The 14,608-nt window shown below is 42.0% G+C and carries 13 protein-coding genes; 8 read left to right on the forward strand and 5 right to left on the reverse strand.

What is annotated here, in order from left to right:
- Positions 1–49: 49 nt before the first annotated feature.
- Positions 50–1,093 carry a Gfo/Idh/MocA family oxidoreductase gene (locus tag FKG96_RS02870; protein WP_130854720.1) on the reverse strand — a complete coding sequence of 348 codons (1,044 nt, stop codon included), beginning with the start codon at positions 1,091–1,093 and terminating at the stop codon, positions 50–52.
- 138 nt (positions 1,094–1,231) lie between these two features.
- Between FKG96_RS02870 and FKG96_RS02875 the strand changes: the two genes are divergently transcribed.
- Together FKG96_RS02875 and FKG96_RS02880 are read left to right on the forward strand one after the other, a co-directional pair.
- Positions 1,232–1,705, forward strand: a complete 474-nt coding sequence (locus tag FKG96_RS02875; protein WP_013664485.1) for a (2Fe-2S)-binding protein — start codon at positions 1,232–1,234, stop codon at positions 1,703–1,705.
- Positions 1,702–3,873: a molybdopterin cofactor-binding domain-containing protein gene (locus FKG96_RS02880; RefSeq protein WP_149105128.1), complete on the forward strand. Its 2,172-nt coding sequence runs from the start codon at positions 1,702–1,704 to the stop codon at positions 3,871–3,873. Before FKG96_RS02875 ends, FKG96_RS02880 begins: the two co-directional genes overlap by 4 nt.
- Positions 3,874–3,890: 17 nt before the next feature.
- Here FKG96_RS02880 and FKG96_RS02885 read toward each other — a convergent pair whose 3' ends face one another.
- From FKG96_RS02885 to FKG96_RS02895, 3 genes are all read right to left on the reverse strand, one after another.
- Positions 3,891–4,133, reverse strand: coding sequence for a VF530 family DNA-binding protein (locus FKG96_RS02885; protein WP_013664487.1), 243 nt, complete (start codon positions 4,131–4,133; stop codon positions 3,891–3,893).
- Positions 4,134–4,136: 3 nt separating this feature from the next.
- Complete coding sequence (locus tag FKG96_RS02890; RefSeq protein ID WP_130854718.1) at positions 4,137–5,003, reverse strand: NAD(P)-dependent oxidoreductase; 867 nt, start codon at positions 5,001–5,003, stop codon at positions 4,137–4,139.
- A 79-nt stretch (positions 5,004–5,082) separates the two neighbouring features.
- The gene (locus FKG96_RS02895) at positions 5,083–6,291 is read right to left on the reverse strand and encodes an MFS transporter (RefSeq protein WP_149105129.1); all 1,209 of its coding nucleotides are present in this window, start codon (positions 6,289–6,291) and stop codon (positions 5,083–5,085) included.
- Between the two features lie 130 nt (positions 6,292–6,421).
- On the opposite strand from FKG96_RS02895, the gene FKG96_RS27060 reads away from it, so the two are divergent.
- Both FKG96_RS27060 and FKG96_RS02900 read left to right on the forward strand, forming a co-directional pair.
- Entirely contained in the window at positions 6,422–6,553 is a 132-nt protein-coding gene (locus FKG96_RS27060; protein ID WP_256377652.1) for a hypothetical protein, read from the forward strand.
- Positions 6,554–6,577: 24 nt separating this feature from the next.
- On the forward strand, positions 6,578–7,663 hold the full coding sequence (locus FKG96_RS02900; RefSeq protein ID WP_149105130.1) for an aminotransferase class V-fold PLP-dependent enzyme: 1,086 nt from the start codon (positions 6,578–6,580) through the stop codon (positions 7,661–7,663).
- 103 nt (positions 7,664–7,766) lie between these two features.
- Here FKG96_RS02900 and FKG96_RS02905 read toward each other — a convergent pair whose 3' ends face one another.
- A complete protein-coding gene (locus FKG96_RS02905; RefSeq protein ID WP_149105131.1) occupies positions 7,767–9,056 on the reverse strand; it encodes a WG repeat-containing protein in 1,290 nt (429 codons plus the stop codon).
- 451 nt (positions 9,057–9,507) lie between these two features.
- Here FKG96_RS02905 and FKG96_RS02910 point away from each other — a divergent pair, with 451 nt between their 5' ends.
- The 4 genes from FKG96_RS02910 (at position 9,508) to FKG96_RS02925 (ending at position 14,600) form a co-directional block, all read left to right on the forward strand.
- Positions 9,508–10,776 (forward strand): BamA/TamA family outer membrane protein, encoded by a 1,269-nt coding sequence (locus FKG96_RS02910; protein WP_246860243.1) that lies wholly within the window; start codon positions 9,508–9,510, stop codon positions 10,774–10,776.
- A 128-nt stretch (positions 10,777–10,904) separates the two neighbouring features.
- A complete protein-coding gene (locus FKG96_RS02915) occupies positions 10,905–11,117 on the forward strand; it encodes a helix-turn-helix transcriptional regulator (RefSeq protein ID WP_013664493.1) in 213 nt (70 codons plus the stop codon).
- Between the two features lie 63 nt (positions 11,118–11,180).
- Positions 11,181–11,834 (forward strand): hypothetical protein, encoded by a 654-nt coding sequence (locus FKG96_RS02920; protein WP_130854713.1) that lies wholly within the window; start codon positions 11,181–11,183, stop codon positions 11,832–11,834.
- A 321-nt stretch (positions 11,835–12,155) separates the two neighbouring features.
- Entirely contained in the window at positions 12,156–14,600 is a 2,445-nt protein-coding gene (locus FKG96_RS02925) for an ABC transporter permease (protein WP_130854712.1), read from the forward strand.
- Positions 14,601–14,608 lie beyond the last annotated feature (8 nt).

Here is a 14,608-nt window from a genome sequence, read left to right on the forward strand (position 1 = left end):
CCTACTTAAGTTAAGACTGATAGCTGATCTCCGAAATCTGAAAGCGCTCTTACAGCTTCACTACACAGCCGGTATCCGCGCTTTCGATAGCCGCTTCAATCAACTTCATCGTTTGAACACCCTCTGCCGCGGTAACCGGTTCTATTTGATTATTAACAATAGCCTGGTAAACTCCTTCAAAGAAATCCAGATAGTTTCCCCGTTCAGAAGGGACCCTTTCCCTGAATGCCTTACCATCACGTTCAGCATGCAATATTCCCCACTCACTTTCCGGCTCTTCACACCAGTTATCTGTATTGGGTTTCTCGCCCGCTAGCAACCTATCCTCTTGTTTATCTGCCCTGCTTTTCAGAAAAGAGCCCTCCTTGCCATGTACAATATACGAGGGAGCCATTTCCCGTGCAAGAAAGCCGCCCTTTAACCGTACTCTTTTATCTTCATAATACAAGATTAATTCGAAGTAATCATTTACCTGCGAATTGGTTCGCACTATAGCTAGATCAGCGAAGAGCGCCCTTGGATAGCCAAAAAGGGATAAGGCTTGATCGATCATATGAGGACCACGATCTCTTATCAAACCTGCCGCCGGCGAAGGTTCCTCTAAATGTGCCTTCGTATTTAATTTAGGCAAATAAGCTTCATAAGAAAATGTAACCTCTACAATTTCGCCTAAAACACCTGATTTTACGATCTTCTTCACTGTTTTAAAATCACTGTCCCATCGCCGGTTTTGGAAAACCGCTAATTTAAGGTTACGCTCCTTAGCTAACGCTTCTAATTCTATTGCTTCGGCGGCTGTAATCGTAAAAGCCTTTTCAACAACGGCGTGTTTACCTGCTTCGAGCACCTTCTTTGTAAAATTGTAGTGTGTACCGGTAGGGGTATTGACAATTACCAGTTCGATTGATGCATCGTTTAGAATGGATTCAAACGACGGATAACTAGCAACCGTTGGATAGTCTTTTTGAATAAGCTTTTTACTTCGTTCCCACGAGCCTGTTAACTCAAAGCCCGGATGTAAATCTATGAAGGGCGCATGGAAGACGCTCCCTGACATTCCGTAAGATAATAAAGCAGTTTTAATGGTATGCATCGATAAATTCTATTGGTTTTATTTCAAACCTAGTCTATTTTTCCGAACTTTCGGTTCTTTGAAACAAATTTATTAGGAATCAGTTATCTTAAAGTGAAGAATAGATGAAATTGTTCTCCTTTTTTCAATAAACGAACCATGGATACGATTAACCTAAAAGTAAATGGAAAAAACTATTCATTACGGGTCGGCCCTGAAACTCCCTTACTTTATGTGCTTCGAAACAATTTACAATTAAACGGACCGAAATACGGTTGTGGCGTTGAGCGATGCGGCTCCTGCATGGTACTGATAGATGGCATAGCCATGCCCTCCTGCAAACGACCCTGCCACTCCCTAGCGGATAGTTCTATAACTACCTTGGAAGGTATTAGCCAAGGCGAACAGCTCGATACGATTCAGGAAGCGTTTATTAAGGAGCAGGCGGCCCAATGCGGCTATTGCCTTAACGGGATGATTATAGCCTCCAAAGCTTTGTTACAGAAGAATTCCAATCCCACGGATGAGGAAATCCGAATAGCCTTACAACGAGTATTATGCCGATGTGGTAGTCATAATCGGATTATGCGGGCGATTCGTCGTGCCTCGCTTACAGTAAAAGCATCGCTATGAACAGAAAAGAGTTTATATCGACCACCGGCCAGCTGATTATTGGTTTTCATCTTTTACCCTTTCTTTGCTGTACACCTAGCAAAGGAGGGGCTAAAATTGCCCGAGCGATAGATAGCAACAACATTGATGCTTGGTTAAAATTATCCGACGAAGGAAAAGTAACCTTGTTGACCGGAAAAATGGAGCTTGGCCAGGGAATCCGCATTGCGCTGAAACAAATAGCTGCAGAAGAATTGGATGTCGACCTTAGCCGCATTCACATCATTATAGCTGACACGAAACGCACACCAGATGAACGATATACTGCCGGAAGCGCTTCTATAGAAAATAGTGGAATGAGCATACGCCAAGCGGCGGCAGAAGCACGTTATCGATTGATTAGAATGGCCGCGGAAAAGCTTCGTAGCCCGTTTACTTCATTGATTGTTAACGATGGGCTCGTTCTTGATCCATCGCAACCCGACAAATCGATTAGCTATTGGGAATTGCTGAAAGGGAAGGCAATCCAAGGAACGATTTCGGGTAACGCACCCCTTAAAAATCCAAAAGATTATCGACTTATCGGAAAAAGCGTGCCACGAGAAGATATACGTACCATGGTAACCGGAACTTCTTACTATATACAGGACCTCCGTTTTCCCGATATGCTGCATGCTCGGGTAGTTCGCCCCCCTTCTTATGATGCCAAGCTTCTATCTTTCCCGGAAAAGGAGGTTGCAAAAATGGATGGAATAAGAAAAATTATCAGGAACGGCGATTTTCTGGCAGTAGTGGCTCAAGAAGAGTATCACGCCGTTCGGGCATGGGAATACCTTCGATCCTTCAGTAAATGGAAAACAGGCGTTTTACCTTCTCAACAGATCCTGTTTGAAGATATGGTACATCGGAGCAAAGAAGTGAAAGTGGTGGAAGCAAAGGGAGACACAAATAAACCTAATTTAACAACCATCGAAGCCACTTATACCCGTCCATATCATATGCATGGATCCATCGGCCCATCGTGTGCACTAGCTAGGTGGAGTTCAAAGGGATTAACAGTATGGACACACAGCCAAGGCGTTTACCCACTTAGGAAGAGTCTATCGGACCTGGTGGACTTACCTGAAGAATCCATTCATGTCATTGGTGTCCCCGGATCCGGTTGCTATGGTCATAACGGCGCTGATGATGTAGCGGCTGACGCTGTCTTAATTTCGCAAGCATTACCGGAGAGCACTATCCGTCTACAATGGATGCGCGAAGATGAACATTGCTGGGAACCGTACGGATCAGCTATGCGAATCCAGCTAAATGGAAGTCTCCATGAGGGAAAAATAAGCTATCTTGAAACCCAATTATGGTCAGATACCCACAGCGTCCGCCCTGGGGGACAAGCTTCATTGCTACTTGCAGCACAGTACATCCATCCAAAGAAACAAGCTGAAAAAAACGGCGTATCCGGTGGGGCTTATCGAAATGCGATCCCGCTTTACAACACGGATAGTCTAAAAGTGACAGCTTATGCCTTCCAAGGTCCGTTAAGAACGTCCGCACTGCGAAGTCTCGGTGCCTATGCCAACATCTTTGCGTTGGAGTCTTTTATAGACGAGCTGGCATCGCGCGGTAAACAAGATCCTGCAAGCTTCCGTTTAAAACACTTGAACGACGCACGAGCCATTGCCGTGATAAAAGCAGTATGCAATAAAGTCAATTGGTCGCAGCGAAAGGAGCGAAAAGACTACGGTTTTGGGCTAGCATTTGCCCAGTATAAAAATCACGCGGCCTATTTTGCAGTGATTGCTGAGGTTGCAGTAGATCGCAGTCGTAAAACTTTTAAGCTCACTAAATTAACCGGTGCCATTGACGCCGGTCAAACGATCAATACTGACGGGCTAAAAAATCAAACTGAGGGCGGTATGATACAGTCGGCAAGCTGGACACTATTCGAGGAGGTGAAGTATTCAGCGGATGGTATACAAAGTGATACATGGGAAAGCTATCCCATTATGCGCTTCTCTGACGTTCCTGAAACTGAGGTAATTGTTATTGATAGACCGGAAGAAAAACCAATGGGTGCCGGCGAAGCCGCACAAGGCCCTACCGCAGCGGCCATAGCCAATGCTTTGTTTGCAGCAACTGGCCAGCGCCTAAGAAATCTGCCTTTAAGGGCCAATAAATTGCAGTGGTAACCACCCCCTGTAGGAAGCTAATCGCTTTCCTCAAATTTTGTTTCCATGTACAACGCTTCCACTTTTTCCCTGGCCCATGGCGTTCTTCTAAGAAATTGGAGGCTTGATTTGACGCTTGGATTGTTAGCAAAACAATTTAAGCGTACTAAACGTGCAAGTTCTTTCCATCCATAGTGTTGTTCCAAACGCCTAACAACCATTTCCAAGGTAACTCCATGCAAGGGATTATTGGGTTGCTCTTTATGAAAATCTCGTGGCATCGATTAGTCTGCTGACAAAGTTTCTAAATAGGTTATAATGGCCATCACATCCTCTTCTCCAAGCCCTTTATCAAAGGCTTTTTTATAGGTTTCGGCGAGCGGCTGAGCTAATGGAAAGTCGATTCCCTGCTCCACGGCCAATCGAAGGTCTTTCACCATATGTTTTAGCGCAAAGGCGGCCGGATAGCTATTAGTGACAATCGCGTTTGTTTTTAGCTTTGTTAACGGACTTCCGCAGGCACCTTCATTCACGATACGCAACATATCTTCGGCTTTTATTCCGTTTTTCTTCGCAAATAAAACGGTTTCAGCTAAACCCTCCAGCGTAAGAGCCAAAAAATAGTTGATCGCCAATTTTGCAGACGATCCGGCGCCCACACTTCCAAGCCAAAAAGACAGTTTTCCAAGTTTTTCGAAGATCGGTTGAGCAGCACGATAATTATCTTCATCACCTCCTACGAGAATCAATAGTGTACCGTCTTCAGCCGGTTTAACACTTCCCGAAACAGGTGCCTCTAAAAACCTTGCGCCTACTGCCTTACTCATTTCTTCTAACTCATAAGACGTTCTGGGCGACACTGTGCTCATGTTTATAACCAGCTTCCCTTCCGCTTGGCAATTAAGTAAGCCGCCTTCACCTAGGAATATACCCTTCACGGCCTGATCATCGGACAGCATCGTAATAATAACCTCACTCTCTACACATAAATCCTTGATACTACTAGCTAAAGTGGCTCCGTCATTTACCAAACCTTCGGCCTTGGATGCAGTCCGATTGTAAACATTTAGAGCATAACCAGCTTTGAGCAAGTTTTTTGCCATGGGATATCCCATGTTCCCTAAGCCTATCCATCCTATCGTGTCGGTCATTTAAATCAATATTTCTGACATAAAGAGTTGCTTCCAACGAATGTTGAGATAACAGATAACAAAGATAATTGTTTAATACTTAAATACAATCACATGCGGCTCCCTCGCATACCAGCACTTCTTCCAAAGGCTTAGAGGGGTTGATCAGCTTTTTTCGTTTAATAAAAGCAAAAGCGAAGAGGGCGCCGACGAATGCCATAGCAGCACCAACTACTGCCGGCCATGTATAATCAAAGTGATAGACGAGCGGCAAACCTCCCAAGAAAGCACCTAAGGCATTTCCTATGTTAAAGCTAGCTTGACTAACAGAAGCGGCAATCATCTCAGCCCCTTTGGCCGTATTGATCATTAGCATCTGAATAGGTGCTGCCAATGCAAAGGCTACTGCTCCGGTAACAAAGGTCATAATCAACGCTGTAACCGGATTGAAGGAAACAAAATGTACAATGATCAGCGTTACAGCCATTACAACCAGCAAAGCAGCAGAGGCTTTTCCGGGGGAAAAACGATCTGCCAGAAAACCTCCTAAAAGATTTCCAACCATCATTCCAACCCCTGCCAATACTAAAATGTAGGTCACTGCATCCGCTGAAAAACCGGCTACACTCGTCATCATTGGAGCGATATAGCTATACCAGCAAAACAAGCCTCCTGTTCCAATAGAGATCATAAATATAATCAACCAAGCTTCGGTTTTTTTAAAGAAACTGAGCTCGTTTTTTAAATTTCTGTCAGCATTAGCTGATAACGCCGGTAATAGGGTCTTCAAGCTAAACAAGGTAATCAACCCCACAGCTACGACGATAGCAAAAGAAAAGCGCCATGAGAAATTATGGCCAATGTATGTACCTAAAGGAACTCCGGCAATATTTGCAATGGTTAAACCTAAAAACATAAGGGAAACGGCTTGCGCCTCTTTTCCTTTTTTGGCTATACGGCTTGCTACGACAGACCCTACACCAAAGAAAGCCCCGTGCGGCAAGCCCGAAAGTAAACGGGCAATAAACAAGGAATTAAAATCCGGCGCAAAAGCAGAAAAAGCGTTAAAAGCCGTAAACATCACCATTAAGGCGATCAATATATTCTTTGGCGGATATTTGCCGGCAATGGCTACCAATAACGGAGCCCCAATTACAACCCCCAATGCATATGCGGATATGAGATAGCCGGCTTTCGGAATAGAAACCGCTAAATCGCGAGCGATATCGGGCAAAAGTCCCATCATCACAAATTCGGTTATCCCTATACCTAATCCTCCTAAAGTTAATGGAAGTAAGTTTTTGTTCATAAGCTACTTAGTGTCTAAAATACACTCTGCAAAGTTAGTACATTCTCATCCAACTTCTGCCATGCATTTTAAATAAATAGCTATGTTTTTTTCATATTTACACAGAGAAAACAATTTAAGCATTTCACAAATGAAAAGAAACATACTCTTGCTAGCTTTAGCATTAGGTGTTAACACTGTTTATGCGCAACAGAAACTCTTTAGCAAGCCTGAACAGCAGCAAAATGGGAACGAGGAGACCGATTCCCGCCTTTCACAATAAAGAAAATTTAGCTATTTTGGACACATGACTTTAGACACACACGAACAGTTTCCACTATTGAATCGCTGCACGTACGTTAATACGCCAGGTACCGGCATTTTATCAAAGGACGTTTTAGATTGGAGACGAAAACATGACGAAGCGTACTTCCGGAACGGAAGCTCTTTTCGGATAAATCAAGAGGACTTTCTTAAAGGAGTCAGAGAAAATTTGGCATCTCTATTTCAAGCGGATGCCGACTATACCTTTTTAGTTCCTAATTTCTCCTTTGGTATAAACACCTTTTTGGATGGCCTAGCCTCTTCCGAACGCTTCTTATTGCTAGAAGGAGATTATCCTTCGGTAAATTATGCCGTAAAGAGTAGAGGTTTCAAGGTAGAGACTGTCGAAGTGGATGAAAATCTGGAAGATCGCATATTGATAAAAATCAGCGAGTTTAAGCCTACGGTTTTCGCTTTCAGCCTCGTGCAGTATATAAGTGGCATCAAGTTAAATTTTGAATTCATTAAAAAATTAAAGGCCGAGTATCCCGAACTATTGCTAATTGCTGATGGCACCCAATATTGCGGTACAGAACGCTTTGACTTTAAAAATTCCGGTTTAGACTTTCTGGGAGCAAGCGGCTACAAGTGGATGCTTTCCGGATATGGTAATGGTTTTGTGTTCTTGAGAGGTCGTATTGCTGATCGATTGTATCGACTTGCATCAGGGCAGGAACTTCCAACAGAACCCTTCTTAAGAGGCAGAACGCATTTATCTTTATACTTTGAACCTGGACATCAGGATACCCTAACCTTCGGCACGCTGGCGCAGTCAGTCGCTTATTTTAACCAGATAGGGATGCAGACGATCGAGAACAGGATCCGAACATTATCTGTTCAAGCCTTCGCTGCGTTTTCCGATCGTGGCCTTTTGGCCAATAGCGTCATAAAACGGCCAATACATTCTTCCATTTTCAGTTTATCGATTGATGATACGGTTCATAAACGGCTTCAAGAAGCAAACGTTGTTTGCATACGTCGCGGTTCGGGCGTACGCGTCGGATTCCACTTTTTTAATACCGTCGATGATTTAAATAAAATATTGGATATCCTTGATCAGTCTATCTGAGTGTTTCGAAAGTTAGCAAATAAAGTGATCATTTAGGGTTGGGTTTCTTTAGGAAGCGTATAAAAAAATGGCCTCACAAGAGGCCATTTTCATAAAACCAAACCTAAAATTGAACTCTTTGCCCCTTACTATCGATATAAAATTCTTCTTCTCCCTTTTTTACCCAAGCTTTCCCATCGATGAATATTTCCGCTTCATCGTAAATAAAAGGAACGACGACCTTGCCATTTTTATCTATAAAGCCAATCTTTTCACCTTTTTGTACATAAGCAACGCCGTCGACAAACAGCGATCCTGTTTGATAACTTGGTTGAACAATCACCTTGTTCGTGGTATCTATGAGGGCATACAGGCCATCCCTCATCGCCCATAAACGATCCGCATCCGCAACAAAAATCCCTTCATATTCCAATGGTATTATTTCTTTACCTGTCTTATCAACCACGCCAAACTTGTCATCTCGAGAGACCGGCGCCAGACCGGCTCGATAACCATAACGGTCGTGATAGCGCGGTTCTACTATTACATTTCCGGCATCATCTTCTATACCCCATAGTTCACCATCGTCGGTCCAATGATATCCCTCGGCCAATTCATAATCTTCTTCTGCTTCCACCGTACTATCCACAGCCGCGGTATCGCCTGACAAGTCGAACGAATCTTCTATGGTGTAATGAGCGGGTATGGTGAATAGGGTGTCGTCGACTAACTCTTCTTTAACAGAAGCTGCTTTAATACCTACATCCATACCGTTGGTATTCGTCGAAATTTTCAAGGCCATTCCCGGAATCTTTTCCAAATAATCATATTCACCCCAAAAAAGTTTCGGTAGTTTTTCGGCATACCAAATAGTCATATCTTGCTTAACATCGCCAACATTCATTTCCAATATGGCCTTCTTACAGCTAAAACCATGAATCTCCATAGTTTCATCGGAAAATCGCAATTTTCCATCCGCAGAACTTACCACAATCATGCTGTCACCTTTCATTTCTGTACTTACTTTCGGAGTCGCCAAAGCTGTACGGTATGCTGTTTCGGTTTCAGCATATAAGTTGTAAGAAATGCTGTCTTCTAAATTACTTATTTGAACGGAAGAAACGATCCCTTTTTGTTCAATTCGCATTTTGTTTGCTGTTACATAAGCCTTTAGCAAAGGCTCGCCTTCCTTTGCTCCGCTCATAGCCTTCCCTAATTCCATCATTGCCACCATTTGTTGTTCCTCCTCGGTCATAGTTTCCGAGTCCTTCCTTGGCATGTCAAAAGCGATGTCATATCCGACAACCCAGGCTTTTACTTTTTTTATTTCCTGTGCTTGCACGCTATTGAAACCGATTGGACAGAAGAATAGGCCAACCAGCAAAAACAAACCTCTTTGTAATGTTTTTTTCATATAAAAATTGAATGATAGCGGTTCCTTAAATTTACTATAGGTTCCTTCTTGGCGCAAAAATAAGTAATGGTAGCTGCATCTCTCATCACGGGAAACAGGGGTTTTTAAACATCAGGGTGCCTATTCAAAATTAATAATTAACGCAAAGGTCCTATATTAAATAATGATCATTTCGTCAGTATCACTCAGTCAGCTGACACTAATTTATTAACCTAATTATCAGGTTTTTATCAACACAAAAAAGCAATTCGTCCCTAGGCTTTAAACTTTTCGTCAGGTTTTACTGTTTTCCCTACGTTCCGGCTTACAACAATAACGGTAACTCAGTAAGCCTGTTCAAGTGGCTAAAACTGTTAAATGACTTTCGTATATACTAAAAATGAAGTATGTTTGGGAGGCAAGGATGAAGAACCACGCATCTTTTAATGATTTATAGATGGGAAAGGCTTACATGAAAAAACGTCATCTGCATATCCGACATGATGTGCCTTATAGTAAACTTATTTCTTTTTCACTTCTTTTTACTATACTTTACAATTTTAGTTTCGCACAACGGCCGGGATATGAATTGGAGCCTTCAAGATCGAAAGCAGACACCACAAAACAACGAGATCTTATTGATATAGCAAAAGATTTTCTCAATATAGAGCCTCCAAAGGGCCCTGATAGCAGCGGAAAGTCGATTTACTTTTCCTTTCTCCCTTTTTCCACCACTGTACCCGGGGGAGGCCAAGCTCTGATCACCTCTACGACTGCGGGTTTCTTTACCGGCAATCGTAAAACAACGAACATGTCTCGCGTGACTTTTACACCCTATACCAACTTTAAAGGGCGCTTTGGCCTCCCGATTCGCTCTTATGTTTGGTTAAAAAACAATGAATGGGTAATTATCGGAGATACACGCCTAATGAAATATCCGCAATATACCTGGGGCTTAGGACGGCAACATAGTGAAGATGATAAAATGTTGGTAGACTATACCTATTTCAGATTCTATCAACATGCCTTACGGAAATTTAAGCGGAATTTCTTTGCCGGTCTAGGATATAATTTAGATTACCGTACCAATATCGATGCTGAGAAAAATGGAGTATTACTAAGGGATTATGTCGACTATCCTTACGGTACCGATGATTTTGGAAGAAGTTTATCTTCGGGGTTAAGTTTTAATTTCCTTTATGACACACGGGCCAACTCTATCAACCCATTAGATGGGTATTATGCTTATTTTCAATACCGTATCAATCCTAAATTTCTCGGCAATGATCATTTCTGGAGTTCTGTTTATCTCGACCTTCGAAAGTATATCCGTTTTACGGAGGACCCCAATCGCCAAAATATGCTTGGTTTGTGGAGTTATTATTGGTCAGTGCTCAATCGTCAAGTTCCTTATCTAGACCTGCCGAGTATTGGCTGGGATGTGTATAACCGTTCCGGTAGAGGTTTTGATCAAAATCGTTTCCGGGGCAGACATTTATTTTATCTAGAGGCCGAGTATCGGCGCGACATTACCAATAACGGGCTGTTAGGCTTTGTATTATTTACCAACGCAAATACCGTTTCAGGCCCTAATAGCAACATTTTTAAAGATTGGAACCAAGCCTATGGCGGAGGTTTACGGATTAAATTCAATAAAGGTTCGGGCACAAACATTGCCATTGACTATGGTCGTAGTAAAGGTTTTTCAGGATTTCAAATCGGACTGGATGAAGTGTTTTAACAGCTATCAGTTTTTAGAGATCGGCAATCAGCTATTGATAAACAATTTAAAGCCGACAGCAGATTTCAGATAGCTGATATCGCTTTCATTTGCTATATTGCACATAAATAGGTGTTGAAAATATATTTATGGACAAAAAAGTATACAATCGTATTAAGGCAGTCTTAGCTGAGCAAGGGAAAACCAACAAATGGCTTGCTGAAACCCTAGACAGAAACATTAACACGGTTTCTAAATGGAGCACCAATAAAATGCAGCCTACGGTAGAGTCGCTTTTTGAAATTGCAGACGCATTACAGGTTGACGTTCGTAGCTTACTTGTTTCTACGAAACAGCATTAAATAGCATAATCTGTATAAGAGTAAAGAAATGTAACATCTCTGTACAAAAGATTAAATTAGAAAATGGCATATAAATTAGGAGACTTTGTTCGCTTCGTGGAAGAGGACTTTGAAGGACACATTACAAAAATAATCAATGATGAATTGGTGGGAGTAACGGGAGAAGATGGTTTTGAAATCCCTGTACAAACGACCAAGATAACCCATGTTTATGGGCAGCAAAGCCGGAAAGAGCTGGATTTTGACGAAGATAAAAAGCAGCCGACGGTAATATCCGGCGCTTTTGTAGGAGAAGGAATCTATTTAGCCATTACCGGCGACCAAAAACAGAACATCGCTATCTTCAATTTAGTAAATGAAACCTCGTATGATTTACTATTAAGCTTCAGCACGGAAAAAGCAAAACAAATTGTAGGCGAATATGCGGGTATAATTGCACCGAAAAGCACGCAAAAGATTTATAATGCTAAAATTAACGAAGTAAGCAGTTGGCCCTTGTTCGATTTTAAGTTTTTATTTCATACGGTTGTGCTACAGGTGCCCAAGCCCGCTTTAGAGATTACTAAACGTATTAAACCACTTGATTTGTCGGAAGCCAAAAAGCATGTTCCATTACTGAGTGATCGCGCCTGGCTTTTCCGCTTAGACGAAGACCTAAAGATCGATGCAGAAAAGCTTAAGGAAAGTTTTTTCAGTCATCGTCCTGATAAGAAATAAGCGCTTAGATTAAGCTCAACTATTTGTTCGATTTTGGACAGTAAACTGTTCGGAATCGAACACTATTCCTCTTTACATTCCTTTCCAGCCACATTTAAAGCCCACTTTTCCATTTGGCGATATTCTTGGTCTACTAGCTAAAGGATATAAGACGCAAGTATCAAGACACAAGATCGCCCGACTAGTAAGACTCAACATCGTAAAGGCGCTTTTAGAATATCTTGACACCTGCCTACCGGCAGGCAGGCTTAATACTTGATACAATGATAAAACCATGAGCGATTCAGCGAATAGCTGAAACACCTCTGAAAAATAAATAATATGTTTCAAAACTACCTAAAAATCGCCTGGCGGAACTTACTGAAACACCGCCTATATTCTGCCATCAAAATTGGTGGCTTTGCTTGTAGCATTGCAGCCTGTATACTTATTACATTATATATTATTCATGAAATAAGTTATGATAAAAGTTATCCCGATGGAGAGCGGATTTATCGCATTATTGCGCGATTCAATGATAATGGCGAAATAAAGAAAGGAGTATCTTTTCAGGCACCCTTAAGTAAAGCGATAAAGGCTGATTTTCCGCAAGTCGAAACGGTAGGACGGATCCTTCCCAATTCTTTATTTTACGGAGCAGGGAGTAATCAGGTAAGCATTGAGGATAATCCGACCAGCGTTTATGAAGAAGGATTTACTTACATGGATCAGGAGTTACTAGATATGCTTCAGCTACCCATGGCTTTTGGAGATCGATCAAAAGCCTTGAAACATCCGTATACCTTGGTCATGACGAAAAGTAAAGCGGATAAATATTTCCCGGGTAAGAATCCGGTTGGAAAGATTGTTTACTTGAACAACGATAAATCCAAACCTTATACCATTAAGGGAGTTATTGAAGACCTCCCCTCTACTTCACATTTAAAACCCTTCAGCTTTTTACTTACATTAAACGGCGTAGTGTTTTATCCTGGCGAGCAGGACAATTGGGGAGCAACGAATTACCCGACTTATATTAAACTACGGAAAGGGACTGATGTTGCACAATTTGAAAAGATATTAACAAAAGAAATCCTTACCAAATATGTCATTCCAACTATGCAGCAGGCAGGGAACGTCCGCGCAAATGAAATGGAAAAAAACCTTCGCTTAAGCTTACAGCCTGTTAGAAATATCCACCTATATTCTGCCGATATACACGATTACCCCCAAATGCAAAGGGGTGACATTAAATTTGTATGGTTATTTGGTGGTATTGCTGCATTTATCCTGTTAATTGCCTGTATTAATTTTGTCAATCTATCTACGGCAAAATCGGCCAATCGTGCAAAAGAAGTAGGTCTTCGCAAAGTGGTCGGTTCTTATAGAAGCGGTTTAATTGCCCAATTTTTAGCGGAATCTACTCTTTACAGTATATTATCTTTCCTCATCGGCCTATTACTTGCCTGGCTATTGTTACCCTTATTCAATACCCTCTCTGGAAAGGAACTTGGCTTCCCGTGGTCCAGCTGGCAATTAATTCCCGTTGTTCTCTGTTCAGCCCTTTTCGTTGGTCTCCTTGCGGGCATTTATCCTTCCTTCTATTTATCAGGTTTTCGTCCTATCGCAGTATTAAAAGGGGACTTAAGTCAGGGGACCAGAAACCCCGTTCTTAGAAACGGTTTGGTTGTTTTCCAGTTTGCCACCTCCATCACGTTAATCATCGGCACGTTGATTATCAACAATCAAATGAATTTCATACTGGACAAGAAAATAGGTTTCGATAAAGACCAGGTGATGGTTTTACAGGGCACCAGTACCCTTGGCGATCAAATCAACGTATTAAAAGAAGAACTTCAAAAACTGCCTCAAGTGAAAAGTGCTTCGGTGAGCGATTTTCTACCAGTACGATTGGAAGGGGTAAAAAGAAATGGCAACACTTTTTGGAAAGAAGGAAAAATCACAGAAGAGGCTGGAACTGGGGGCCAATTTTGGGAAATTGATGAAAACTATCTTTCCACTTTAGGCATGAAGTTACTTTCGGGCAGAAACTTTTCCAAAGACATGGCTACCGACTCCCAGTCCGTTATTATTAATCAAAAGTTGGCGAAAGAGCTAGGGCTTAAAAATCCTGTAGGTGCCCGTATAACTAATGGCCGTGTATTTACAGTTATCGGCGTAGTAGAAGACTTTAATTTTGAATCACTTAAAGATGAAGTCGAGGGTTTATGTATGGCATTAAGTAATAGCCCCACCATGCTTGCTGTCAAGGTAAACGGTAAAGATATGAGCACAGCAGTGCAAGCAATTGGTGCTGTATGGAAGAAATTTTCACCTGATCAAGCCATGCGTTATACCTTTTTAGATGAAGGTTATGCCAATATGTATATGGATGTAAAGCGTACAGGCAATATATTCACCAGTTTTGCTGCCTTAGCCATCTTCATTGCCTGTTTAGGGTTATTCGGCTTAGCGGCTTTTACCACAGAACAGCGCACGAAAGAAATAGGAATTCGAAAAGTTCTTGGCGCCAGCGTAAATGGCATCGTACAATTACTGACTAAAGACTTTTTAAGGCTTGTGTTTGTCGCCATTGTCATCGCCTCACCTTTAGCCTGGTGGGCGATGAACAAATGGTTACAGGATTTTGCCTATCGGATTGAAATTAAATGGTGGGTTTTTGCTATTGCAGGGTCCGCTGCTATTGTCATCGCTATACTGACCGTTAGTTTCCAAGCCATTAAAGCAGCTTTGGCCAATCCAACGAAATCGTTGAGAAGTGAATAAATTTAGTT

Origin of the sequence: Olivibacter sp. LS-1, assembly GCF_008245145.1 — a bacterium.
Classification (GTDB): Bacteria; Bacteroidota; Bacteroidia; order Sphingobacteriales; family Sphingobacteriaceae; genus Olivibacter; species Olivibacter oleidegradans.

Excerpts from the sequence above, each read along its gene's own strand:
- FKG96_RS02895 (WP_149105129.1), bottom strand. The coding sequence starts at position 6,291 with ATGAACAAAAACTTACTTCCATTAACTTTAGGAGGATTAGGTATAGGG.
- FKG96_RS02900 (WP_149105130.1), top strand. The coding sequence starts at position 6,578 with ATGACTTTAGACACACACGAACAGTTTCCACTATTGAATCGCTGCACG.
- FKG96_RS02885 (WP_013664487.1), bottom strand. The coding sequence starts at position 4,133 with ATGCCACGAGATTTTCATAAAGAGCAACCCAATAATCCCTTGCATGGA.
- FKG96_RS02920 (WP_130854713.1), top strand. The coding sequence starts at position 11,181 with ATGGCATATAAATTAGGAGACTTTGTTCGCTTCGTGGAAGAGGACTTT.
- FKG96_RS27060 (WP_256377652.1), top strand. The coding sequence starts at position 6,422 with ATGAAAAGAAACATACTCTTGCTAGCTTTAGCATTAGGTGTTAACACT.
- FKG96_RS02870 (WP_130854720.1), bottom strand. The coding sequence starts at position 1,093 with ATGCATACCATTAAAACTGCTTTATTATCTTACGGAATGTCAGGGAGC.
- FKG96_RS02875 (WP_013664485.1), top strand. The coding sequence starts at position 1,232 with ATGGATACGATTAACCTAAAAGTAAATGGAAAAAACTATTCATTACGG.
- FKG96_RS02915 (WP_013664493.1), top strand. The coding sequence starts at position 10,905 with ATGGACAAAAAAGTATACAATCGTATTAAGGCAGTCTTAGCTGAGCAA.
- FKG96_RS02925 (WP_130854712.1), top strand. The coding sequence starts at position 12,156 with ATGTTTCAAAACTACCTAAAAATCGCCTGGCGGAACTTACTGAAACAC.
- FKG96_RS02890 (WP_130854718.1), bottom strand. The coding sequence starts at position 5,003 with ATGACCGACACGATAGGATGGATAGGCTTAGGGAACATGGGATATCCC.
- FKG96_RS02910 (WP_246860243.1), top strand. The coding sequence starts at position 9,508 with ATGAAAAAACGTCATCTGCATATCCGACATGATGTGCCTTATAGTAAA.
- FKG96_RS02880 (WP_149105128.1), top strand. The coding sequence starts at position 1,702 with ATGAACAGAAAAGAGTTTATATCGACCACCGGCCAGCTGATTATTGGT.
- FKG96_RS02905 (WP_149105131.1), bottom strand. The coding sequence starts at position 9,056 with ATGAAAAAAACATTACAAAGAGGTTTGTTTTTGCTGGTTGGCCTATTC.